The 18,708-nt window shown below is 62.9% G+C and carries 15 protein-coding genes; 12 read left to right on the forward strand and 3 right to left on the reverse strand.

The window, feature by feature from the left end:
• The first annotated feature begins 3 nt into the window (after nucleotides 1-3).
• From CO660_RS15650 to CO660_RS15665, 4 genes are all read left to right on the forward strand, one after another.
• Entirely contained in the window at nucleotides 4-333 is a 330-nt protein-coding gene (locus CO660_RS15650) for a TfoX/Sxy family protein (RefSeq protein WP_020920210.1), read from the forward strand.
• Nucleotides 334-400: 67 nt separating this feature from the next.
• On the forward strand, nucleotides 401-2,062 hold the full coding sequence (locus CO660_RS15655; protein ID WP_097599469.1) for a urocanate hydratase: 1,662 nt from the start codon (nucleotides 401-403) through the stop codon (nucleotides 2,060-2,062).
• A 54-nt stretch (nucleotides 2,063-2,116) separates the two neighbouring features.
• The gene (gene vapB, locus CO660_RS15660; RefSeq protein WP_097599470.1) at nucleotides 2,117-2,359 is read left to right on the forward strand and encodes a type II toxin-antitoxin system VapB family antitoxin; all 243 of its coding nucleotides are present in this window, start codon (nucleotides 2,117-2,119) and stop codon (nucleotides 2,357-2,359) included.
• Nucleotides 2,356-2,748: a type II toxin-antitoxin system VapC family toxin gene (locus tag CO660_RS15665; protein ID WP_097599471.1), complete on the forward strand. Its 393-nt coding sequence runs from the start codon at nucleotides 2,356-2,358 to the stop codon at nucleotides 2,746-2,748. Before vapB ends, CO660_RS15665 begins: the two co-directional genes overlap by 4 nt.
• Nucleotides 2,749-2,763: 15 nt before the next feature.
• Here the strand turns inward: CO660_RS15665 and CO660_RS15670 are convergent, their stop codons facing one another.
• Together CO660_RS15670 and CO660_RS15675 are read right to left on the reverse strand one after the other, a co-directional pair.
• The gene (locus CO660_RS15670) at nucleotides 2,764-4,002 is read right to left on the reverse strand and encodes an MFS transporter (protein WP_097599564.1); all 1,239 of its coding nucleotides are present in this window, start codon (nucleotides 4,000-4,002) and stop codon (nucleotides 2,764-2,766) included.
• A 33-nt stretch (nucleotides 4,003-4,035) separates the two neighbouring features.
• Nucleotides 4,036-4,941, reverse strand: a complete 906-nt coding sequence (locus CO660_RS15675; protein ID WP_097599472.1) for a LysR family transcriptional regulator — start codon at nucleotides 4,939-4,941, stop codon at nucleotides 4,036-4,038.
• Between the two features lie 126 nt (nucleotides 4,942-5,067).
• On the opposite strand from CO660_RS15675, the gene CO660_RS15680 reads away from it, so the two are divergent.
• Both CO660_RS15680 and coaBC read left to right on the forward strand, forming a co-directional pair.
• Nucleotides 5,068-5,832, forward strand: a complete 765-nt coding sequence (locus CO660_RS15680) for an SDR family oxidoreductase (RefSeq protein WP_097599473.1) — start codon at nucleotides 5,068-5,070, stop codon at nucleotides 5,830-5,832.
• Between the two features lie 294 nt (nucleotides 5,833-6,126).
• Entirely contained in the window at nucleotides 6,127-7,335 is a 1,209-nt protein-coding gene (gene coaBC / locus CO660_RS15685) for a bifunctional phosphopantothenoylcysteine decarboxylase/phosphopantothenate--cysteine ligase CoaBC (RefSeq protein WP_097599474.1), read from the forward strand.
• A 35-nt stretch (nucleotides 7,336-7,370) separates the two neighbouring features.
• Here coaBC and CO660_RS15690 read toward each other — a convergent pair whose 3' ends face one another.
• Entirely contained in the window at nucleotides 7,371-8,183 is an 813-nt protein-coding gene (locus CO660_RS15690; RefSeq protein WP_097599475.1) for a class II glutamine amidotransferase, read from the reverse strand.
• Nucleotides 8,184-8,688: 505 nt separating this feature from the next.
• Here CO660_RS15690 and CO660_RS15695 point away from each other — a divergent pair.
• The 6 genes from CO660_RS15695 to CO660_RS15720 all read left to right on the forward strand — a co-directional run bounded on the left by CO660_RS15695 (nucleotide 8,689) and on the right by CO660_RS15720 (nucleotide 18,694).
• The gene (locus CO660_RS15695; RefSeq protein ID WP_097599476.1) at nucleotides 8,689-9,366 is read left to right on the forward strand and encodes a FadR/GntR family transcriptional regulator; all 678 of its coding nucleotides are present in this window, start codon (nucleotides 8,689-8,691) and stop codon (nucleotides 9,364-9,366) included.
• Complete coding sequence (locus CO660_RS15700) at nucleotides 9,363-10,652, forward strand: MFS transporter (protein ID WP_097599477.1); 1,290 nt, start codon at nucleotides 9,363-9,365, stop codon at nucleotides 10,650-10,652. Before CO660_RS15695 ends, CO660_RS15700 begins: the two co-directional genes overlap by 4 nt.
• Before the next feature lie 99 nt (nucleotides 10,653-10,751).
• Nucleotides 10,752-12,278, forward strand: a complete 1,527-nt coding sequence (locus CO660_RS15705; protein ID WP_097599565.1) for a carboxypeptidase — start codon at nucleotides 10,752-10,754, stop codon at nucleotides 12,276-12,278.
• Nucleotides 12,279-12,288: 10 nt separating this feature from the next.
• Nucleotides 12,289-12,714: a GFA family protein gene (locus tag CO660_RS15710; RefSeq protein WP_097599478.1), complete on the forward strand. Its 426-nt coding sequence runs from the start codon at nucleotides 12,289-12,291 to the stop codon at nucleotides 12,712-12,714.
• 597 nt (nucleotides 12,715-13,311) lie between these two features.
• Entirely contained in the window at nucleotides 13,312-16,887 is a 3,576-nt protein-coding gene (locus CO660_RS15715) for a DUF5801 repeats-in-toxin domain-containing protein (RefSeq protein ID WP_097599479.1), read from the forward strand.
• 82 nt (nucleotides 16,888-16,969) lie between these two features.
• On the forward strand, nucleotides 16,970-18,694 hold the full coding sequence (locus CO660_RS15720) for a type I secretion system permease/ATPase (RefSeq protein ID WP_097599566.1): 1,725 nt from the start codon (nucleotides 16,970-16,972) through the stop codon (nucleotides 18,692-18,694).
• Nucleotides 18,695-18,708 lie beyond the last annotated feature (14 nt).

Below are 18,708 nucleotides of genomic sequence, written 5' to 3' on the forward strand. Positions count from 1 at the left end.
GCCATGGCACGCGATCCCGGCCTTGAAGAACTGCTGCGCGAGGAACTCGACGATCGTCCTGGCCTCAGCGAAAAATCCATGTTCGGCGGCCGCGCCTTCCTGCTGAACGGCAATCTTCTCTGCGGCGCGCGCAGTGACGGCATGCTGATCCGACTCGGCAAGGGCAATGATGATTGGGCGCTGGCGCTGCCGGGCGTAACCCGGATGCTGATGGGCGAGCGAGTCATGCACGGCTGGCTGCGCGCCTCCGCCGAGGCTTACGGCGACGATGCTCTGAGACGGCGTCTGCTCGATGCGGCGCTTGCCTATGTGGAATCGCTGCCGGGCAAGTGACCAACTAGCTTTCGCCCTTCTCTCCAGCGGGGAGAAGGGAAAAGCAGAGAAAAACGAGGAACCCACGATGCCGAAGGCCAATCCACGCCATCCGAAATTTCCCATTCCCGGCGGACCGGAGTTGCGCGCCAAGGGCTGGCGGCAGGAGGCGCTGCTGCGGCTGCTCGAAAACGTGCTGGCCGTCGGCGAGGATCCCGACAATCTGATCGTCTATGCCGCGCTCGGCAAGGCCGCCCGCAACTGGGCGGCGCATAAGGGCATCGTCAAGGCGCTGACGGAGATGGATGAGGACCAGACGCTGCTCATCCAGTCCGGCAAGCCGATCGGGCTCGTAAAGACCCATGCCAGGGCGCCCCTCGTCATCATGGCGAACTGCAACATCGTCGGGCAATGGGCAAAGGCCGAAGTGTTCTACGAGCTGCAGCGCAAAGGGCTGATCTGCTGGGGTGGGCTGACGGCCGGAGCCTGGCAATATATCGGCAGCCAGGGCGTCATCCAGGGCACCTATGAAATCTTCATGCGCATCGCCGAGCGGCGTTTCGGCGGCGACCTTCACGGCCGCTTCGTGCTGACGGCCGGACTCGGCGGCATGGGCGGGGCCCAGCCACTCGCCGGCCGTATGGCGGGCGCGGCGATCCTCTGCGTCGACATCGATCCGGAGCGTGCCCGCAAACGCCAGCAGATCGGCTATCTCCAGGAGATCGCGCCGGATCTCGATACCGCGCTTGAAATGATCAATGCGGCGGTGAAGGAGAAGCGGGCGCTGTCCGTCGGCCTCGTCGGCAATGCGGCGGAGATCTATCCCGAGATTGCCCGGCGCGGAATCGTGCCAGATATCGTCACCGATCAGACCTCGGCGCATGACCTCGTCTATGGCTACGTGCCGAAGGGCATGAGCCTCGATCAGGTGAGAGGCCTGCGCGATGATGGCCAGGGGCAATTGATGGCGGCAAGCCGCGCCTCGATCGTCGAGCATGTGACGGCGATGCTGGAGTTCCAGAAGAAGGGCGCCGAGGTCTTCGACAACGGCAATCTCATCCGCACGCAGGCTCGCGAGGGCGGCCTTGCCAATGCCTTCGATATTCCGATCTTCACCGAAGCCTATCTCAGGCCGCTGTTTGCCCGGGCGATAGGCCCGTTCCGCTGGATGGCTCTCTCAGGCGAGGAGAGCGATATCGCCCGCATCGACGATCTGCTGCTCGAGATGTTTCCCGACAACAAGATCATCACAAACTGGATCCGGCTGGCGCGCGAGCATGTTCCCTTCGAGGGACTGCCGGCGCGCATCGCCTGGCTCGGCCATGGCGAACGCACCGCACTCGCACGACGTGTCAACATACTGGTGGCAAGCGGCGACCTAAAGGGCCCGGTCGCCTTCTCCCGCGACCATCTCGATGCCGGCGCCATGGCGCATCCGAATATCATGACCGAGCGGATGAAGGACGGCTCCGATGCGATCGCCGACTGGCCGCTGATCGATGCGATGATGCTCTGCTCGTCGATGGCCGATCTCGTCGTCATCCATTCCGGCGGCGGCGGCTATGCCGGCTACATGACGAGCTGCGGCGTCACCGTGATTGCCGACGGCACCGATGCCGCCGACGAACGCCTCGACCACGCGCTTACCAACGACACGGCGCTCGGAGTCATGCGTTATGCCGATGCCGGATATGAAGAGGCCCTTGATGAGGTGGCGAAGAAGGACGTTCCCTATCTCAGGCTTGGTTGAAACGGACAGAGGATTGCTATATATCATTGCCATATCTCATCCTGAGCGAATGACATGGAAACAGCTAAAATCTTCTGGTCGGGGCGCTCCCAAGCCGTCCGGCTGCCTAAGGAATTTCGCTTCGACGGCGATATCGTCGCCATTCGGCGGCAGGGGCGTGCGGTCATTCTCGAACCGATTTCCGACGATTGGGGATGGCTTGCCGATGTAATCGGTCCTGTTGACGCCGACTTTGCGACGGCGGCGGAAGAGCAGCCTGCACAGCAGGAACGTCCCGAACTCGACTTCTTCAAATGAAATACTTGCTCGATTCGAATGCCGTGATTGCCCTGATGAAAAGCAACGAGGGCCTGATTGCCGAACTGAGCAAACACCTGCCCCACGAATTCGCCGTGCCCGCAATCGTTGCGCATGAACTGTTTTACGGCGCCTACAAAAGCCTTCGCATTCACGAAAACTTAGGGCGGATCGATGCACTGCAGTTTTCAATACTGGAATTCGACCGGAACGATGCACGCAAAGCGGGGGAAATCCGCGCCGCGCTGCATGCATCGGGAACGCCGATGGGACCCTACGACGTATTGATTGCGGCCCAGGCTGTCGCACGCAACCTCATCCTGATCACCCGAAACCTGCGGGAGTTCGAACGTGTGGCAGAGTTGCGGGTGGAGAATTGGGAGCGTTAGCTCTCGCGCTCCAAATTATCGGGCATTCTTTGCGAAATGCTGAGCGACACAGGCTGACATAAAGGCCAACGCCAGCATGGCAAGCGTGAAGACGACGACGGCTACCCAGCCTTCGACCGCGAAGAACCAGCCCCCGGCCGAGCCCATGAGGCTGGAGCCGACGTAATAGGCCAGCATGTAGATGGAAGAAGCGTGCCCCTTGTTGCCAAAGGCAAGCTTGCCGACAAGGCCGCTGGCGATGGAATGGCTCATGAAGAAGCCGGCGGTCAGCACGATGATACCGAGGATGATCGACGGCAGCGCGGCTAAGAGCGTCAATGCGCTACCGGCAGCCGTCAGCGCGAGGCCGAAGAGCAGCACGGGAAAGTGACCGATCCGGTCTCCCAGCAGCCCTCCGATCGAGGCGGCGCCGATGCCGAAGACATAGACGGTGAAGATCAAGCCGAGTTCGGTCTGATTGAGCCCATAAGGCGGCGCCACGAGGCGGTAACCGGCGTAATTGTAGATTGTCACGAAGGAGCCCATCGCCAGGAAGGCGATGGCGAAGACGAAGGGTAGCGCCGGATTTCTAAGATGGCTAAGCCAGGCTTTCGCGTGGAAACGCGGATCGAAACCCGGCCGGCGAACGAAATTCCTTGACGGCGGCAGAAGGGCGATGAAGCCGATCGCCGCGGCAAGACCGATGGCGCCGACGAGGAAGAGCGCCGGGCGCCAGCCAAAATATTCGGCGAAGATGCCGGTGAGCACGCGGCCCGACATGCCGCCGAAGGCCGTACCGCCGACATAAAGGCCCATGGTGGCGCCAAGGCCGCGCGGATCGATTTCTTCGGCAAGATAGGCCATGGCGACGGCCGGCACGCCGCCGAGGACGAGGCCCTGCAGGGCGCGGATGACGAGCAGCAGGTGCCAATTCGGGGCGAAAGCCGTGGCAATTGTCAGTACTGCCGCGCCAACCAGCGATATCGACATCAGGCTGCGGCGGCCCAGCCCCTCCGCAACGGCGGCGGCACAGACAATGGCAAGCGCGAGAAAGCCGGTGGAAAGCGACAGCGACAGCGAGCTTTCGGCCGGACTGACGGAAAACTCCTGCGAGAAGACCGGCAGCAGCGGCTGCACACAGTAGAGCAGCGAGAAGGTGGAAAAACCGGAGAGAAAGAGCGCCAGGCTGGCGCGGCGATAAGCGCCTGTGCCGCGCGTCAGGTAATGCTTTTCTCGTGCGATCACGGTCTTCACGCTTTCCGCTGCCGGCGGCATATCTTCATCCTGGCGGGTCTTCGAACTCATGTGTTAACCCGCCGGATCCCAATAGGGCGGATCGCCGAAGCTCTTCCTCAAGTGATCGGCGATGGCGCGAAGCTTGGCGGATGGATTTCGACCTTCCGGATGGGCCATATAGATGAATTCGGCCTCCGGCCTGTGACCGACATCGATTTCGGCAAGCCGGCCCTCGCGGATGGCCGGGCCGGCGATGAAGGCCGGCAGCAGCGCGATGCCGAGACCGGCAATCGCGGCATCGCGCATCATGTCGCCATTGTTGATGCCGAGCGCCAGTTTGGCGCGGACGGCGACCGCCCCCTCCGGCGTCTGGAAGCGCCAATCGGCGACGCCGCGGTTGGTGTAGAAGACGCCGCGATGGCGGTTCAGGTCGGCAAGCGACGATGGCGTTCCCTCGCGGGCGAGATAATTCGGCGAAGCGCAGAGAAGACGGCGGCTGCGGGTGAGCTTCCAGGCGATCAGCCTGCTATCGGCGATCGGGCCATTGCGGATGATGGCGTCGTAGCCGTCCGACGCCGCATCGACGCGGCGGTCATCGATGTCGAGCGTCAACTCGATATCGGGATGATCGGCAAGAAAGGGGTAGAGCGCCGGGCCGAGATGCATGCGGCCGAACGTGACCGGGGCGGCGATGCGGATCGGGCCGGACAGCGTGCCGCGCCGCTCGGCCATATCGGCGGCGGCTTCTTCAATCTCACGCACGATGCGCGCGGCGCGCCGCAGAAATGCAGCTCCGTCCTCCGTCAAGGTGAGCTTGCGTGTCGTTCGGTGCAGCAGGACGCCGCCCAAGGACTTCTCCAATTCCGCCAATCTTTCGCTGACGACGGATTTGGAGAGCCGCAGCCGCCTGGCCGCCTCGCTGACCGAGCCTGCCTCCGTCACGGCGACGAAAGCCGCGATGCCTTCTATCCTGATCATCGTTCGGTATTTCCGAATTCCAGTTCCTCAATCTGGAGACTAATCCGAACGAAAAGAAAATGCCATCTTCTGATCAACGAAACGGACGGCAAGGGCCGCCTCGGATCAACCACAGGAGATGCAACCATGAACCGCTTGAATAACAAGGTCGCAATCGTTACCGGCGCAAGCTCCGGCATCGGCCGCGTCACGGCAAAGCTCTTTGCCGCCGAAGGTGCCAAGGTCGTCGTCGGGGCGCGCCGCGAGCGCGAACTCGACAGCCTCGTCGCAGAGATCGAGGCCGAGGGCGGCAAGGCTATTGCCGTTGCCGGCGACGTCCGCTCGGAAGATTATCATAAAGCGCTGGTGGCCGCCGCGATGACGAATTACGGCAAGCTCGACATCGCCTTCAACAACGCGGGCATCATCGGCGAAGCCGGTCCGAGCACCGGTGTCTCGGAAGCAGGCTTCAGCGAGGCGCTGGCCGTCAATCTCACAGCATCCTTTCTCGCTGCCAAACATCAGATCGGCGCGATGGCAGAAAATGGCGGCGGCTCGGTGATCTTCACCTCGACCTTCGTCGGCTACAGCTTCGCCTTTCCCGGCGTTGCCGCCTATGCCGCCAGCAAATCCGGCCTGATCGGGCTGACGCAGGCTCTCGCCGCCGAGTTCGGACCGCAGGGCGTGCGCGTCAACGCCATTCTGCCGGGCGCCGTCGATACCGACATGTACCGCGATGTGAACGATACAGCAGACAAGCAGGCTGCCATCACCGCTATGCATGCGCTGAAGCGCGTCGCGACACCTGATGAAGTCGCACGCTCGGTTCTCTACCTCGCCTCCGATGATGCGAGCTTCGTCACCGGCACGGCCTCGCTGGTCGACGGCGGCATTTCGATCACTCGCAGCTGAGATGGTGGGGGTGCGATTATTCGCTGCGGCTACACAGCGTTTGATTGCCGAGACCAGCCCCTCATCCGGCTGCCGCCACCTTCTCCCCGCTCGCGGGGCGAAGGGACATGCCGCACCCTCCCCGTTCCCACCTCGCTCTCACAGAGCACGTCCCCTCGCCCCGTTTACGGGGAGAGGGTTAGGGTGAGGGGCATCGGCGCAACCGGTCAGCGATGCGCAACCCGCGCGATTGCATGTTCTGCGCCAAAGGCTTAGGGTCAAGATCAATCAGAAAAAGGCGACGGGTAGAAGGCCATGGCTCTCAGCGGCAAACGCATCCTCCTCATCATCTCGGGCGGCATCGCCGCCTATAAGAGCCTGGATCTGATCCGCCGGCTGCGGGAGCGCGGCGCAAGCGTGCGTCCGGTCATGACCAAAGGCGCGCAGGAATTCGTCACGCCGCTGGCCGTCGGGGCACTTGCGGCCGACCATGTCTTTGTCGATCTGTTTTCGCGCCAGGACGAACAGGATGTCGGCCATATCAGGCTGGCGCGCGACTGCGATCTCGTGCTGATTGCTCCTGCCAGCGCCGACCTGATGGCGAAAATGGCGAACGGGCTTGCCGACGATCTCGCCTCGACCGTGCTTCTGGCGACGGACAGGCCGGTGCTGGCCGCGCCGGCGATGAACCCTCGCATGTGGGCGCATCCCGCGACGCGGCGCAATGCGGCGACGCTGATAGCCGACGGCGTTCGTTTCATCGGGCCAATGGCCGGCGAGATGGCGGAGAGCCGCGAGGCCGGGCTCGGCCGGATGGCGGAGCCGCTGGAGATCGTCGCGGCCGCCGAAACCCTGCTCGACGACGGAGAAAAGCCGCTGAAAGGACACAAGGCGATCGTCACATCAGGACCGACCCATGAGCCGATCGACCCGGTGCGCTACATCGCCAACCGTTCCTCCGGCCGGCAGGGACACTCGATCGCCGCAGCGCTGGCGAGGCTCGGGGCCGACGTGACGCTCGTCTCCGGGCCGGTGACGATCGCCGATCCGGTCGGTGTCAATGTCGTCCATGTCGAGCGTGCAGAGGAAATGCGCGATGCCGTGCTGGCGGCGCTGCCGGCCGATATTGCCGTGATGGTGGCGGCGGTGGCGGACTGGCGCGTGGCGTCCGCCGCCGACCAGAAACTGAAGAAACATCCGGGCGAATCCATTCCGACGCTGGCGCTGACCGAGAACCCCGACATATTGAAAACGCTGGGACATCACACGATGCGGCCGAGGCTGGTGATCGGCTTTGCCGCCGAGACCCAGGACGTGGAAAGCAATGCCAAGGCGAAGCTCGAGCGAAAGGGCGCCGACCTGATCGTCGCCAATGACGTTTCTCCTGCGACCGGCATCATGGGCGGCAGCCGCAACAGGGTCAAACTCATTCGCCACGACGGCGTCGAGCAATGGCCAGACCTGACGAAGGAAGAGGTCGCCGAAAGGCTGGCGGCGCTGATCGCCCAACGCTTCCACGCATAGTCCCCTCGAAAATCGATCCCGTTTTTCGGAAGGGATTATGCCCAGATAGCCATGCGTTGCGATTTGGCTTTGCTCGGCTTTTCCGCCCGAAATTCCGCGACATCAATGCCGTCTCTGCCGACGATGACGGCGCTGCCGTCGGGAATCTCCGCCCAGGCGTCGACGTCGTCGTTCAAGGGTTCCGAGACGAGGCAGTAGCCGGCACCGACGGGCGAGGCGTAGAGCGTCGGCGCCTTGCGATCCGTGGCATAGCGGATCGCATAGAGCGACTTGCCGTCGGAGAAGGCGGCGGTAAAGCGCAGCAGGATCGAGCCGGTGATACTTTCGGCGAGATCTTCGACGAAGCCGATCATATCAGCCATCGCGGCGACCGGCGCCTCGCGCAGGCCGAACTGCAGCGCCAGCAGGAACATCAGTTCGGAATCGGTCGTGCCGCTGCGGGCATTGAACAGTTCGTCGTCAAGCATCGCCTCCATCGGCCGACGCAGACGCTCGAAGCCCGATATCTGGCCGTTGTGCATGAATGACCAGGTCTCATGCGTGAAGGGATGGCAATTGTCGCGGCGGGTGCCGCCGCCGGTGGCGGCACGGACATGGGCGAGGAAGAGCGGCGAGCGGATCTGCCGCGCCAGGCTCTTCAGATTGCAATCCGACCAAGCCGGCAGGATGTCGCGGTAGCGGCCGGGCTCCGGCCTGTCGCCATACCAGGCGATGCCAAAGCCGTCGCCATTGGTCGCGGTCTTGGCACGAGTGGCGCAATGGGACTGCTCGATCAGGGAATGGGCCGGCGAGGATACCAGCTCCTCGAGGTAGAGAGGGTCTCCGCGATAGGCTGCCCAGCGACACATGGCTCTTTTGCTCCGGAACCCGCGGCATCGGCGGGCATGCTCTAAATTGTCGAACGCCACGGCTAATAACAGCTTAACGCGCGACTGATTTGCAGGCCGATCATGCCGGTTTGGTGACCGAGTGGAACTTCAAATTCGGCGAAAGCCTGTGTTCTTTTGTGAACGCGGGTCCGCCCCGAGTGGATGTCTCGAGTGCAATTTCTTCTTGCATCTGGCGCGAATCGTCCTACCTTTTCCCTATCAGCAACAGAAAGAAAGGAAGGTGATCCAATGTCTAATGAGATTTCGGACCTCGTATCGGGCATGGAAGAGGTGATGAAAGCGAGGCAGCCCTCGCTCTAAGACCCGCCTTCCTGGGGCTGCTTTGACGGTCCAGGCCAGTTCGAGGCCAAACTCATGGAAAGGGTCGCCGAGGCGGCCCTTTTTTATTGCCCGCCTCCCAGCATTGACAGAAGACGGCAATTCTTCTACTCATAAAGTCATCTGATGACTTTATGAGTAGAAAATGCAGGCGCTCCGCAAGACCAATCTCGCCGATGGAGCGATCGAGGCAATTCGCAACGACATTGTCGGCAAGCGCTGGGCGGTCGGCGACAAGCTGCCGAACGAGGCATCGCTGTCGGCCACGCTCTCCGTCAGCCGCGGCACGGTGCGCGAGGCGGTGCGGGTGCTTGTCTCCCAAGGTTATCTCGAAACGCGGCAGGGATCAGGCACCTATGTGCGCTCGACCAACGACGCCGGCCGGCCGCTGACCATGGCGCGGCGCGCCAGCCTGCGTGATCAGTTCGAAGCGCGCTGCGCCCTCGATGTCGAGGCCGCACGGCTGACGGCGATGCGCAAGACGCCGGAGGTGATAGCCGAGCTGCGCCGGCTGCTGAACGAACGCGGCAGTTACGCCGGCGGCGATGAAGCCGCCTTCATCGAACGGGACCTCGCCTTTCACAAGGCGATCATCGCTGCTTCCGGCAATCGGGCGATGATCGAAATCTACGATTTCTTCTCGGCCTCGATCGCCGACACCATTGCGGCGACGCTCGGCAAGGATATTCCCGAACCCGACATGCAGGCGCATGTCGATATTGTCGATGCGATCGAAACCGGCGATCCCGATCAGGCGGATGCGGCGGTGCGCCGCTTCATGGCCCCCGTTCTTGCCGCACTCGATCGAATGATCCTGTCATGAACACGTCTTCCAACGATGCCACCATCACGCTTGACCTGGCCGACGAATTGCTGATCGATGCCGAGGCTGCCAGCCTTCCCGCCCCAGAGGCGACGCCGGTGCGGGATGGAGCAGCCAGTTTGCTGCTCGGCGCGAGCCTCGTGCTCATCGCTTTCAACCTGCGCCCAGTCTTTTCGAGCGCCTCGGCACTCCTGCCTGAGATCCGTACCGAGCTCGGGTTGAGCGCGCTCGGCGCCAGCCTGCTGACGACGCTGCCGGTCGTCTGCCTCGGCGTCTTCTCGCCGCTTGCGCCGCGTCTTGCCCAGCGCATCGGTTCGGAGCGCACACTGCTCGGCGTTCTCCTATTGCTCGCCCTCGGCACCGCCTTGCGTGGGCTTTCCTCCGTGCCGCTGCTCTTCATCGGCACGGCCCTTGCCGGTGCCTGCATCGCCGTCGGCAACGTGCTGCTGCCGGGACTGGTGAAGCGGGACTTCCCCACGCGCGCCGCGCTGATGACCGGCTTTTATACGATGGCGCTCTGTGCGGGTGCTGCCAGCGCGGCGGGGCTGACGCTACCGATCGAGCATGCGCTCGGCGGCTCTCTGAACGGCGCGCTCGCTGCCTGGGCGCTGCCGGCGCTCGCCGTCGGCCTGATCTGGCTGCCGCAGGTCCTTCGCGGCGGCGCCGGAGGAAGGCGAAACGGCTTTCGCGTCAAAGGCCTCTGGCGGGACCGGCTCGCCTGGCAGGTCACGCTGTTCATGGGGCTGCAATCGGCTCTGGCCTATTGCGTTTTTGGCTGGCTCGTTCCGATCCTGCGCGAACGCGGCCTCGACGGCGTCACGGCCGGAGCGATCGTTTCGCTCTCCGTCATGGTGCAGGCGGCGTCCTGCCTTGTCGTGCCGCATGTCGCCGTGCGCGGCCGGGATCAGAGATGGATCAATGCCGGCCTCTGCGGCGTCGCCGTCATCGCCCTGCTCGGGCTGCTCTTTGCCCCGCTTTCGAGCGTCTGGCTGTGGGCGGTGCTGCAAGGCATCGGCCAGGGCGGGCTGATCGCGGCCGCCATGACGACGATCGTGTTGCGCTCGCGCGATCCCGATGTTGCCGCCCATCTCTCCGGCATGGCGCAATGCGTCGGCTATCTGCTCGCCGCAATCGGGCCGCTGATCGTCGGCCTGATCCGCAGCTGGACCGGCAGCTTTTCCTGGTGTGCGGCTCTTTTCATCGCGCTCGGGCTCGGGGCCGCGATCAACGGCTGGAAGGCCGGCCGGGCGCTGGAAGTGAATGTGCACGCCGTCGAGAAACTCTGAGCGGCCCTGCACCTCACCGGCCCATCACCATCTCTTGATGCCGGTCGTCAGACGCGGATGCTGCGCTATCTCAGCCTGCATTCGCCGGAGGACAAATCGTTGCGCCTACGAACCCTGTTTCTGCTGACCGCCCTCGTGGCATCGCTCTGGCCTGCCCTTTCCCCGGCGCAGGAAAGCGGCGGGCGCCAGGCCAATGTCGAGCGGAGCGCGCGCGACGGCGTGCTGAAGCTGCTGCCGGCCGACTCCGTCACCGAGCACGAGCTGACGGTCGACGGCCGGAAGATCGCCTATACGGCGACCGCCGGCACGCTCGATCTGTTCGGTCAGGACGGAGCACAGACCGGCGCGATCTTCTACACCGCCTATGTCGCCAGGGGTGGCGGGCCGGATCGGCCGCTGACTTTTGTCTTCAACGGCGGGCCGGGCGCGGCCTCCGCCTTTCTGCATCTCGGGCTGGTCGGGCCCAAAGTGCTCGATTTCGGGCCTCAGGCACGCGACGGCGCCCATGCGAAACTCGTCGACAACGAGCATAGCTGGCTCGACTTTACTGATCTCGTGCTGATCGACCCGATCGGCACCGGCTGGAGCCGGACGGCGAAGGCCGACGATGCCGCCAACTATTACAACGTCAACTCGGATGCCCAGAGCATCGCCAAGGCGATCGCGCTCTATGTCGCCCATAACAACCGTTCCAACTCGCCGAAATACCTGCTCGGCGAAAGCTACGGCGGTTTCCGTGCAGCCAAGGTTGCCTCCACCCTGCAGGAAAGCCAGGGCATTGTCGTTGCCGGCGCCGTGATGCTCTCGCCGCTGCTGGAAGGGCAGCTGATGTTCGATGCCGACCAGTTCGCGCTCGGCGCGGCGCTCGAGCTGCCGTCCTTGGCTGCAGCCGAACTCGACCGGCAAAATGGCTTTACCGAGGAGAAGCAGAGGGAAGCGGAGCGTTTCGCGCTCGGCGACTATTTGACGACGCTCGCCGGCCCGCCGCCGAGGGGCGCCGATGCTGCAGCCTTCTATGGCAGGATCGCTGGGCTGACCGGCATTCCGCAGGATATCGTCGCCCGCAACCGCGGCTTCCCAGGCAATTCCTTCGTCAAGCATTCGGACGGCGGCGGTCAGGTGACAAGCCCCTACGATGCGTCCTTCGCGGCGCCCGATCCCTATCCGGAATCCGATTACGACCGCGGCGACGACGCCATCCTCGACGGCTTCACCCGCGCCTATGGCGGCGCTTTCGCCGATTATGCCCGCAACGAGCTCGGCTTCAAAACCGAAATGACCTATTCGCTGCTCGACAGCGACATCAGCCGGCGCTGGGAATGGGGCGGCGGCCGCGGCGGATCACGCTTCCAGGCAAGCGCCACCGACGACATCAGGCAACTGCTCGCCTCGAACGCGGCCTTCCATCTGCTGATCGCGCATGGCTACAGCGATCTGGTGACACCGTACAGCGTCAGCCGCTATGTGGTTGACCACCTGCCGCAGTCGCTCGCCGATGGCCGCGTCGGGCTGAAGCTCTATCATGGCGGCCATATGTTCTACACCCAAGCCGATCAACGGGCCGCCTTCACGGCGGATGCGAGGGCCTTCTATAGCGCACGCCCGGCCGCACAGCCCGCAGACTGAGGAGTTGCCGATGCGTATAACGGGAGGATGTCATTGCGGGGCGATCCGCTACCAGGCGGAGATCGATCCGGAGCGCATCTCGATCTGCCACTGCACCGATTGCCAGCGATTGACGGGCTCGGCCTATCGCGTCACCGCGCCGGCGCAACCGGAAAGCTTCACGCTTATTTCGGGTGAACCGCGCAGCTATGCGAAACATGGCGACAGCGGCGCCCTCAGCCGGCAATTCTTCTGTCCGAATTGCGGATCGCCGCTCTACCGCTCGGACGGCGAAGGCGGCGCGATCGGCATTCGAGTAGGCAGCATCGACCAGCGGCGGGACCTGACGCCAAAGAAACAGATATGGTGCCGGTCGGCTCTGCCGTGGGTGGAGAATATCCAGCCGCTGCCGCGGTTCGATGGCGAGGCTAACGGAGCGAAGATCCTTAGGACCTGACTAAAGGAGGGGCTAGGCCGCATTCGGTCATCAGCCACTTTGTCAGCGCGTTGAGTTGCCGGACCACACGGTGATGGACCGCCTGTGGCGACAGCGCAAGCCAAAGACCACTCCCTTCGATCGCCGGCAATGACTTCCACTGGCATCCCACAACGGGCGGAGTCATTTCCAGTGTTGCGCGAACAGCCAAAGAGAGAACCCGTTAATATTGTTCTTATCTTAGCTCGAACTGGCTAAGTGCATCTAAGATCAATTTATAGTATATTTAAGATGAGGGGATAATCGCGCATACGACGCGGAAGGTTGTCTCAGTACTCAGTGGATTTCATCTGAATTTTACATCCTTGTATTGCATTTTTTTGGACGTAGGCTTCAGAGAAGCTATCATAGCAGCCTTAGATGCGGGCTTTAGTCGCAACGCGTATAGGGACTTTAGTCTTAATACCCCTCCAACTGTGAGTGAGTTGGTCCTCTCGATCGACGGCAATCGCAGTCAATCGAGAGCTCTAGCTTCAATACGCAAGAGGGTGGGCTCGGAGATGCAGTTCGGCACCCGGACTCTGTGACCCTCTGCGAGCTAGCCGAGGGAGAAGCTCCATGGCACTCGATATCACAACTCAAGATCTCATCATCGACGAAACTGCCAATTTGCAGGACGACGACGTCAACCCGGCGATTGCGCCGCACAACAATGCGACGGTGCAATATCTATTGAGCCTGGACGCTGCCGGCGGGCTGACCTCGCCGGAGGTCGCCTATCAGAGCAATTTCGTCGTGGCCTCGGCGAGCGCCGGGGAAACCATCACCTCGGTGGTTCTCACCCAGAACGCCTCCGGCACCCCATACTCCACCACGGTGGGCGTCAACAGCGGCATTCGCACCGTCGACGGCAAATACGTTTGGCTGTTCCAAGATGCAACGCATGCAAACGTCGTGATCGGGGTGATCGGCACGTCCGACGCGCTCACCGCGCCGGCCGCCGGGGGGCCGCTCGCCTTTTCGCTGGCGCTCCTCAGCACCAGCGCCACCAACGCCGACCTCTATACCGTCCAATACGTGCCGTTGCTCCATCCCGATGTGAACAACGCCGACGACCGCATTGATCTGACCAACAAGGTGTTCGCCTCGGTCACCGGAACCACGGTCGTGAATTTCAGCCAGCTTGGCGATGCCCCTTCAGGACATAACAACTGGTATATTCTCGACGCCGACGCCGCCAGCCCGCAGAAGATCCTGGTGACGGCACACGATAATGGCGTCCAGGCGGAAGTCAATGTCAGCACCCAAGGCCTTGGCGTCGCCTCTCAAGACGTGCGCGAGGGCCGTGAACTTCAGATCGACCTGATCACCGGCGGCATCCAGAGTGCGGGGAAAAGCTTTACCGACACGCCGACTGCGCCCGATTATGGCTCGCACATCGAGAACGTCTCCAGCGCCGGTTTTTCGGTCTCGCAGTCGACGCCGACCAGCAGCGTCGCCGACATGGAGATCCATGCCTATAATAATAACGACAATGTGGAGGGCGCTTCGTTCCCCACTGACGACAACGATACCGAGATCAATATCACCGGCGTAACTTTCAAGCTGAACGGTGTGGCAACGACAGCAGCAGCACTCGGCATTACTGTCGATCTCTCAGGAACCGGGCTGATCCTTCGCAATGTTGGCGAGGGCGTGACGGTCGACTTCGCCACCGCCGGCGGGGCTGGCGGAACTTTCGACCGTTTCACCATCAAGAATATCGACGCCGGGCATGACTATTTCGATGTCAAGGAAGTGCATTTCAGCGGTGACGTCAGTAACGCCTATAACGAAGAAGTTGGCTCCTTCATCAACTTCGACGATGACGGGCCGAGCATCACGGCAACCGGCACCCCGCCGCAACTGACAGTGGACGAGACCGTGCTGGCGGATAATGCCAGCGCCGACTTCTCGACCTTCTTCACTTCGAATGCCGGGGCCGATGGCGGCGCCGCCACCGCAATCACCTATGCACTCGGCATCAGCCAGGCCGGCAGTGCCAGCGGCCTCACCGACACCGCAACCGGCCAGTCCGTGCTGCTCTACCTCGAAGGCGGCAATGTCGTCGGACGCGCCGGATCCGCCGCCGGCGCAATCGTCTTCACCGTCAGCGTCAGCGCTGCCGGCGTCGTCACCCTCGACCAGCAACGGGCAATCGTCCATGCCAATGCCAGCGACCCGGACGATAGCCGAACCCTGGCGGCCGCCAACCTCGTGACCCTAACCGCCACCATCACCGATCGTGACGGCGATCACGCTCCGGCCACCCACAATATCGGCCAGAAGCTCATCTTCAAAGACGACGGGCCTAGTATTACGGCAAGCGGCACTCCACCGCAGGTGACAGTCGACGAGACCGTTCTGACGACCAACGCCACCGGCGACTTCTCAACCTCCTTTACTTCGAATGCGGGGGCCGATGGCGGCGCCGTCGGCGGCGCCATTTCTTATGCGCTCGGCATCAACGTAAACAACAATGTCAGCGGCCTCACCGACACCGAAACCGGCGCGTCCGTGCTGCTCTTCAAGGAAGGCAGCAATGTCGTCGGTCGCGCCGGATCAGCCATTGGCGACGTCGTCTTCACCGTCAGCGTCAGCACTGCGGGCGTGGTCACCCTCGATCAGGCGCGGGCGGTCGTCCATGCCATTACCACTGACCCGGACGACAGTCGGACCCTGGCGGCCGCCGACCTCGTCACTCTGACCGCCACCATCACCGACCGTGACGGTGATCAGGCCCAGGCCACCCGCAATATCGGCCAGAACCTCAACTTCGAGGATGACGGGCCGACGATCACCAAGCCGTTCGACGGCAACCCGGCTCTCGCGGGCATTCAGCATGAGACCCTGGCCAACACGCTCAACGCATCGGCCAGCGGTGACTTCGGCTACAATATCGGCGCGGATGTCCACCCGGCCGCGTTTTATACGAATGGCGGCTCCGACTTCGTCGACCAGGACACCCAGACAGCCGGCGTCCAGATCGGACTGACCGGCACCATCACCGGCGGCGGCGGCGGCAGTCTCCTCAGCTCGAATGTGACGCTCGCCTCGGAGAGCCTGAGCTCCGCGACGTTCAACTTCACCTTCACCTATGACAAGGACCCGGCGGCCGGCAACCAGGTCGGAACGGCGGGCGGCACCCTCGTCTTCGACAAGAACGCCGACACCTATACGATCAACCTGACGGACCCGCTCGAAGGCTTCAGCTTCGACGTGCTCCACACCAGCGAGCTCTTGTCCAAGGAGCCGACGGGCAATACCGGCCATCCGCAGATCGTGTTGGAAAAACTTCAGGCGGATGACGCGAACACGCCGGCTGACGAAGACTTCTACGTGCAGTTCACCGGCAACCTGATCGACAGGTCGCATCCGTTCAGCCTGACCACCAATGGCGAGGGGTCATCCAATGACTCCACCTTCACCCCCGACGCTCACGAGATGGTCAGCAACACCAACGAAACCTGGGTCTCAGCAACACAGAGCACCAACGGTGTTGCGGGCGACACGATCCAGAAAGACGAACTGCTCACCTTGCGGTTCTTCAACAGCAATGTGGGCATTGCCAACGAGGACCTCGCCCTCACCCCGACGGCGACCGCCGGCGCGATGGCCATCAAGTTTGACGGCATCGGCAACAGCGAAGACCTGATGCTGATCCTCAACCTGATCGACACGAACGGCGCCGACAACATCGCGGGCAACGGCGACGACAATGCGACGATCACCCGGGCCATGTATGTGTCGAACGCCGACATCTACAAGACCGGCCAGGTCCCAGCGCCCTATAATACCGAGTTCACGCTCGACAATAATGACGGCCTCGTGATCGTCGAGCAGAACGACTACAACGCCGCCGGTGAAGACTATGTGTTGCAGGGTGCGCAAATCATGCAGTCGGGCAATGGGATCACCGGCACCGCTGCGGCGATCGACCTCAACAGGGTGACCGGCGCCAATGGCGGCAGCAATGCGACGTCAAGTCTGGTCGACTTCGACGCCACCGATAACGACGTGCTGAAGATCACCGATATCGGCTTTACCTCGACCGTGACCCAGACGCCGGATGCCAATCTCGACTTCGCCTTCAATGTGGTGGACGCCGATGGCGACCAGACAGCGATGCAGCACATCCTAGTCGACATCGCCTGATAACTGACGAGACGGGGGCAGCCATGGCTGCCCCCCACTGTCTTTGCATGCTCATGGAATCTCGTAGGCCAGAGACATGATGATGAAAACAAAGCAACAGCCCCCTGCCCTGCAGGTGGTGATGAAAGAAGCCAGACGCGCCATCCGGCCGCTTCTCTGGTTCAGCGGGGGCATCAACGTGCTGATGCTGACCGGAGCGTTTTACATGCTCCAGGTCTACCACCGCGTGCTGTCCAGCCACAGCCTGGAGACATTGGCGATGCTCTCGCTGATGGCGGCCGGCGCACTGGTGACGATGGCGGGCCTGGAAGTGGTGCGCGGGCGCCTTCTGGCAACCGTCGGATCCTGGATGAACGCACGCCTGGCGCCGGTGCTGCTGACCGCATCGGTGGAATATGCCGCTTCCGCGCCCGGCCAGGTCAACGCCCGACCGCTGCGTGACCTCGACCAGGTGCGGAACTTTTTCACCAGCCCAAGCATCTTTCCAATCCTCGACGCACCTTGGGCGCCACTGTTTTTCGCCGCCATCTTCTTCATGCACCCCTGGCTGGGCTGGCTGGCGCTCTGCGGCGGCGGAGTGCTTTTCGTGTTGGCCCTGCTTAACGAATGGCTGACACGCAAGCCGTTGACCGAGGCTGCCGGCGCGCAGTCACGCGCCTATGTCCAGGCCGAGGCGGCGATCCGCAATGCCGAGGTTGTCCAGGCGATGGGCATGTTGAAACCCTTGCTGGAAGGCTGGAAGCTGCAGCAGGACGAAGCGAACAAGGGCCAGGTCGTTGCCGCCAACCGCGGCGGCATCATCTCCGCCATCGCCCGTTGTCACCGGCTGGCCCTGCAGATGGGCATATTGGGACTTGGAGCCTATCTCGTTCTTCGCAACGAAGCCTCCCCCGGCATCATGGTCTCCGCCTCGATCCTGATGGGTCGTGCATTGTCGCCGGTCGAACAGGCGATCGGCACTTGGAAGGCGACAGTCGGAGCGCGGGCCGCTTACCGGCGCCTCACCGCCGTTGCAGGCCAGCACCCCGAGGCGACCCCGGTTCTGGCGCTGCCGCAGCCCACGGGGAGGTTCGAGGCCGACAATATCGTGCTTTCCCGGCAGGGCGGCGAGCAGATCCTGAAAGGGATCAGTTTCCATCTCGAGCCGGGTGAATCCATGGCCCTGATCGGCCAGAGCGCGGCCGGCAAGACGAGCCTGGCGCGAATCTTGGCCGGCGCCTGGCGTCCTTCCGGCGGGCGCGCGCTGCTTGACGGCATGGATGTCGCCCAATGGGCGGCGGAGGACCGTGGCCATCATGTCGGTTATTTGCCCCAGGATGTCGAACTCTTCTCCGGCACCGTCTCCGAAAATATCTGCCGCTTCGCCAAGCTCAGCCCGGTGATCTTCGACAAGGTGGTCAAGGCCGCGCAGATGGCGGGCGTTCACGAACTGATCAAAGGACTGCCGAAAGGTTACCTCACCGAGATCGGCGAAGCCGGCGCGGTGCTGTCCGGTGGACAGCGCCAGCGCATCGGCTTGGCCCGGGCGCTCTACGGCGATCCGGCGCTCGTTATCCTGGACGAACCCAATTCCAACCTCGACCGCGACGGGGAGGAGGCATTGATCTCAGCCCTCGGCACGATCAAGGCGGCGGGCACGACCGTTATCCTGATCGCGCATCGACCGAATATCATGGAGACGGTCGACAAGATCCTTGTCCTCAACCGGGGCCAACAGGATCTCTTCGGTCCGCGTGACTATGTCTTCAATGAACTGGCTGCGCGCGTGCGCAAGATCGCTCAAATGCCGACGATCGTGGCGAAGTAGCAAGGGAACGAAAC

It is taken from the genome of Rhizobium sp. L9 (assembly GCF_002531885.1).
GTDB lineage: Bacteria > Pseudomonadota > Alphaproteobacteria > Rhizobiales > Rhizobiaceae > Rhizobium.

Excerpts from the sequence above, each read along its gene's own strand:
- CO660_RS15650 (WP_020920210.1), top strand. The coding sequence starts at position 4 with ATGGCACGCGATCCCGGCCTTGAAGAACTGCTGCGCGAGGAACTCGAC.
- CO660_RS15655 (WP_097599469.1), top strand. The coding sequence starts at position 401 with ATGCCGAAGGCCAATCCACGCCATCCGAAATTTCCCATTCCCGGCGGA.
- vapB (WP_097599470.1), top strand. The coding sequence starts at position 2,117 with ATGGAAACAGCTAAAATCTTCTGGTCGGGGCGCTCCCAAGCCGTCCGG.
- CO660_RS15665 (WP_097599471.1), top strand. The coding sequence starts at position 2,356 with ATGAAATACTTGCTCGATTCGAATGCCGTGATTGCCCTGATGAAAAGC.
- CO660_RS15670 (WP_097599564.1), bottom strand. The coding sequence starts at position 4,002 with ATGCCGCCGGCAGCGGAAAGCGTGAAGACCGTGATCGCACGAGAAAAG.
- CO660_RS15675 (WP_097599472.1), bottom strand. The coding sequence starts at position 4,941 with ATGATCAGGATAGAAGGCATCGCGGCTTTCGTCGCCGTGACGGAGGCA.
- CO660_RS15680 (WP_097599473.1), top strand. The coding sequence starts at position 5,068 with ATGAACCGCTTGAATAACAAGGTCGCAATCGTTACCGGCGCAAGCTCC.
- coaBC (WP_097599474.1), top strand. The coding sequence starts at position 6,127 with ATGGCTCTCAGCGGCAAACGCATCCTCCTCATCATCTCGGGCGGCATC.
- CO660_RS15690 (WP_097599475.1), bottom strand. The coding sequence starts at position 8,183 with ATGTGTCGCTGGGCAGCCTATCGCGGAGACCCTCTCTACCTCGAGGAG.
- CO660_RS15695 (WP_097599476.1), top strand. The coding sequence starts at position 8,689 with ATGCAGGCGCTCCGCAAGACCAATCTCGCCGATGGAGCGATCGAGGCA.
- CO660_RS15700 (WP_097599477.1), top strand. The coding sequence starts at position 9,363 with ATGAACACGTCTTCCAACGATGCCACCATCACGCTTGACCTGGCCGAC.
- CO660_RS15710 (WP_097599478.1), top strand. The coding sequence starts at position 12,289 with ATGCGTATAACGGGAGGATGTCATTGCGGGGCGATCCGCTACCAGGCG.
- CO660_RS15715 (WP_097599479.1), top strand. The coding sequence starts at position 13,312 with ATGGCACTCGATATCACAACTCAAGATCTCATCATCGACGAAACTGCC.
- CO660_RS15720 (WP_097599566.1), top strand. The coding sequence starts at position 16,970 with ATGAAAACAAAGCAACAGCCCCCTGCCCTGCAGGTGGTGATGAAAGAA.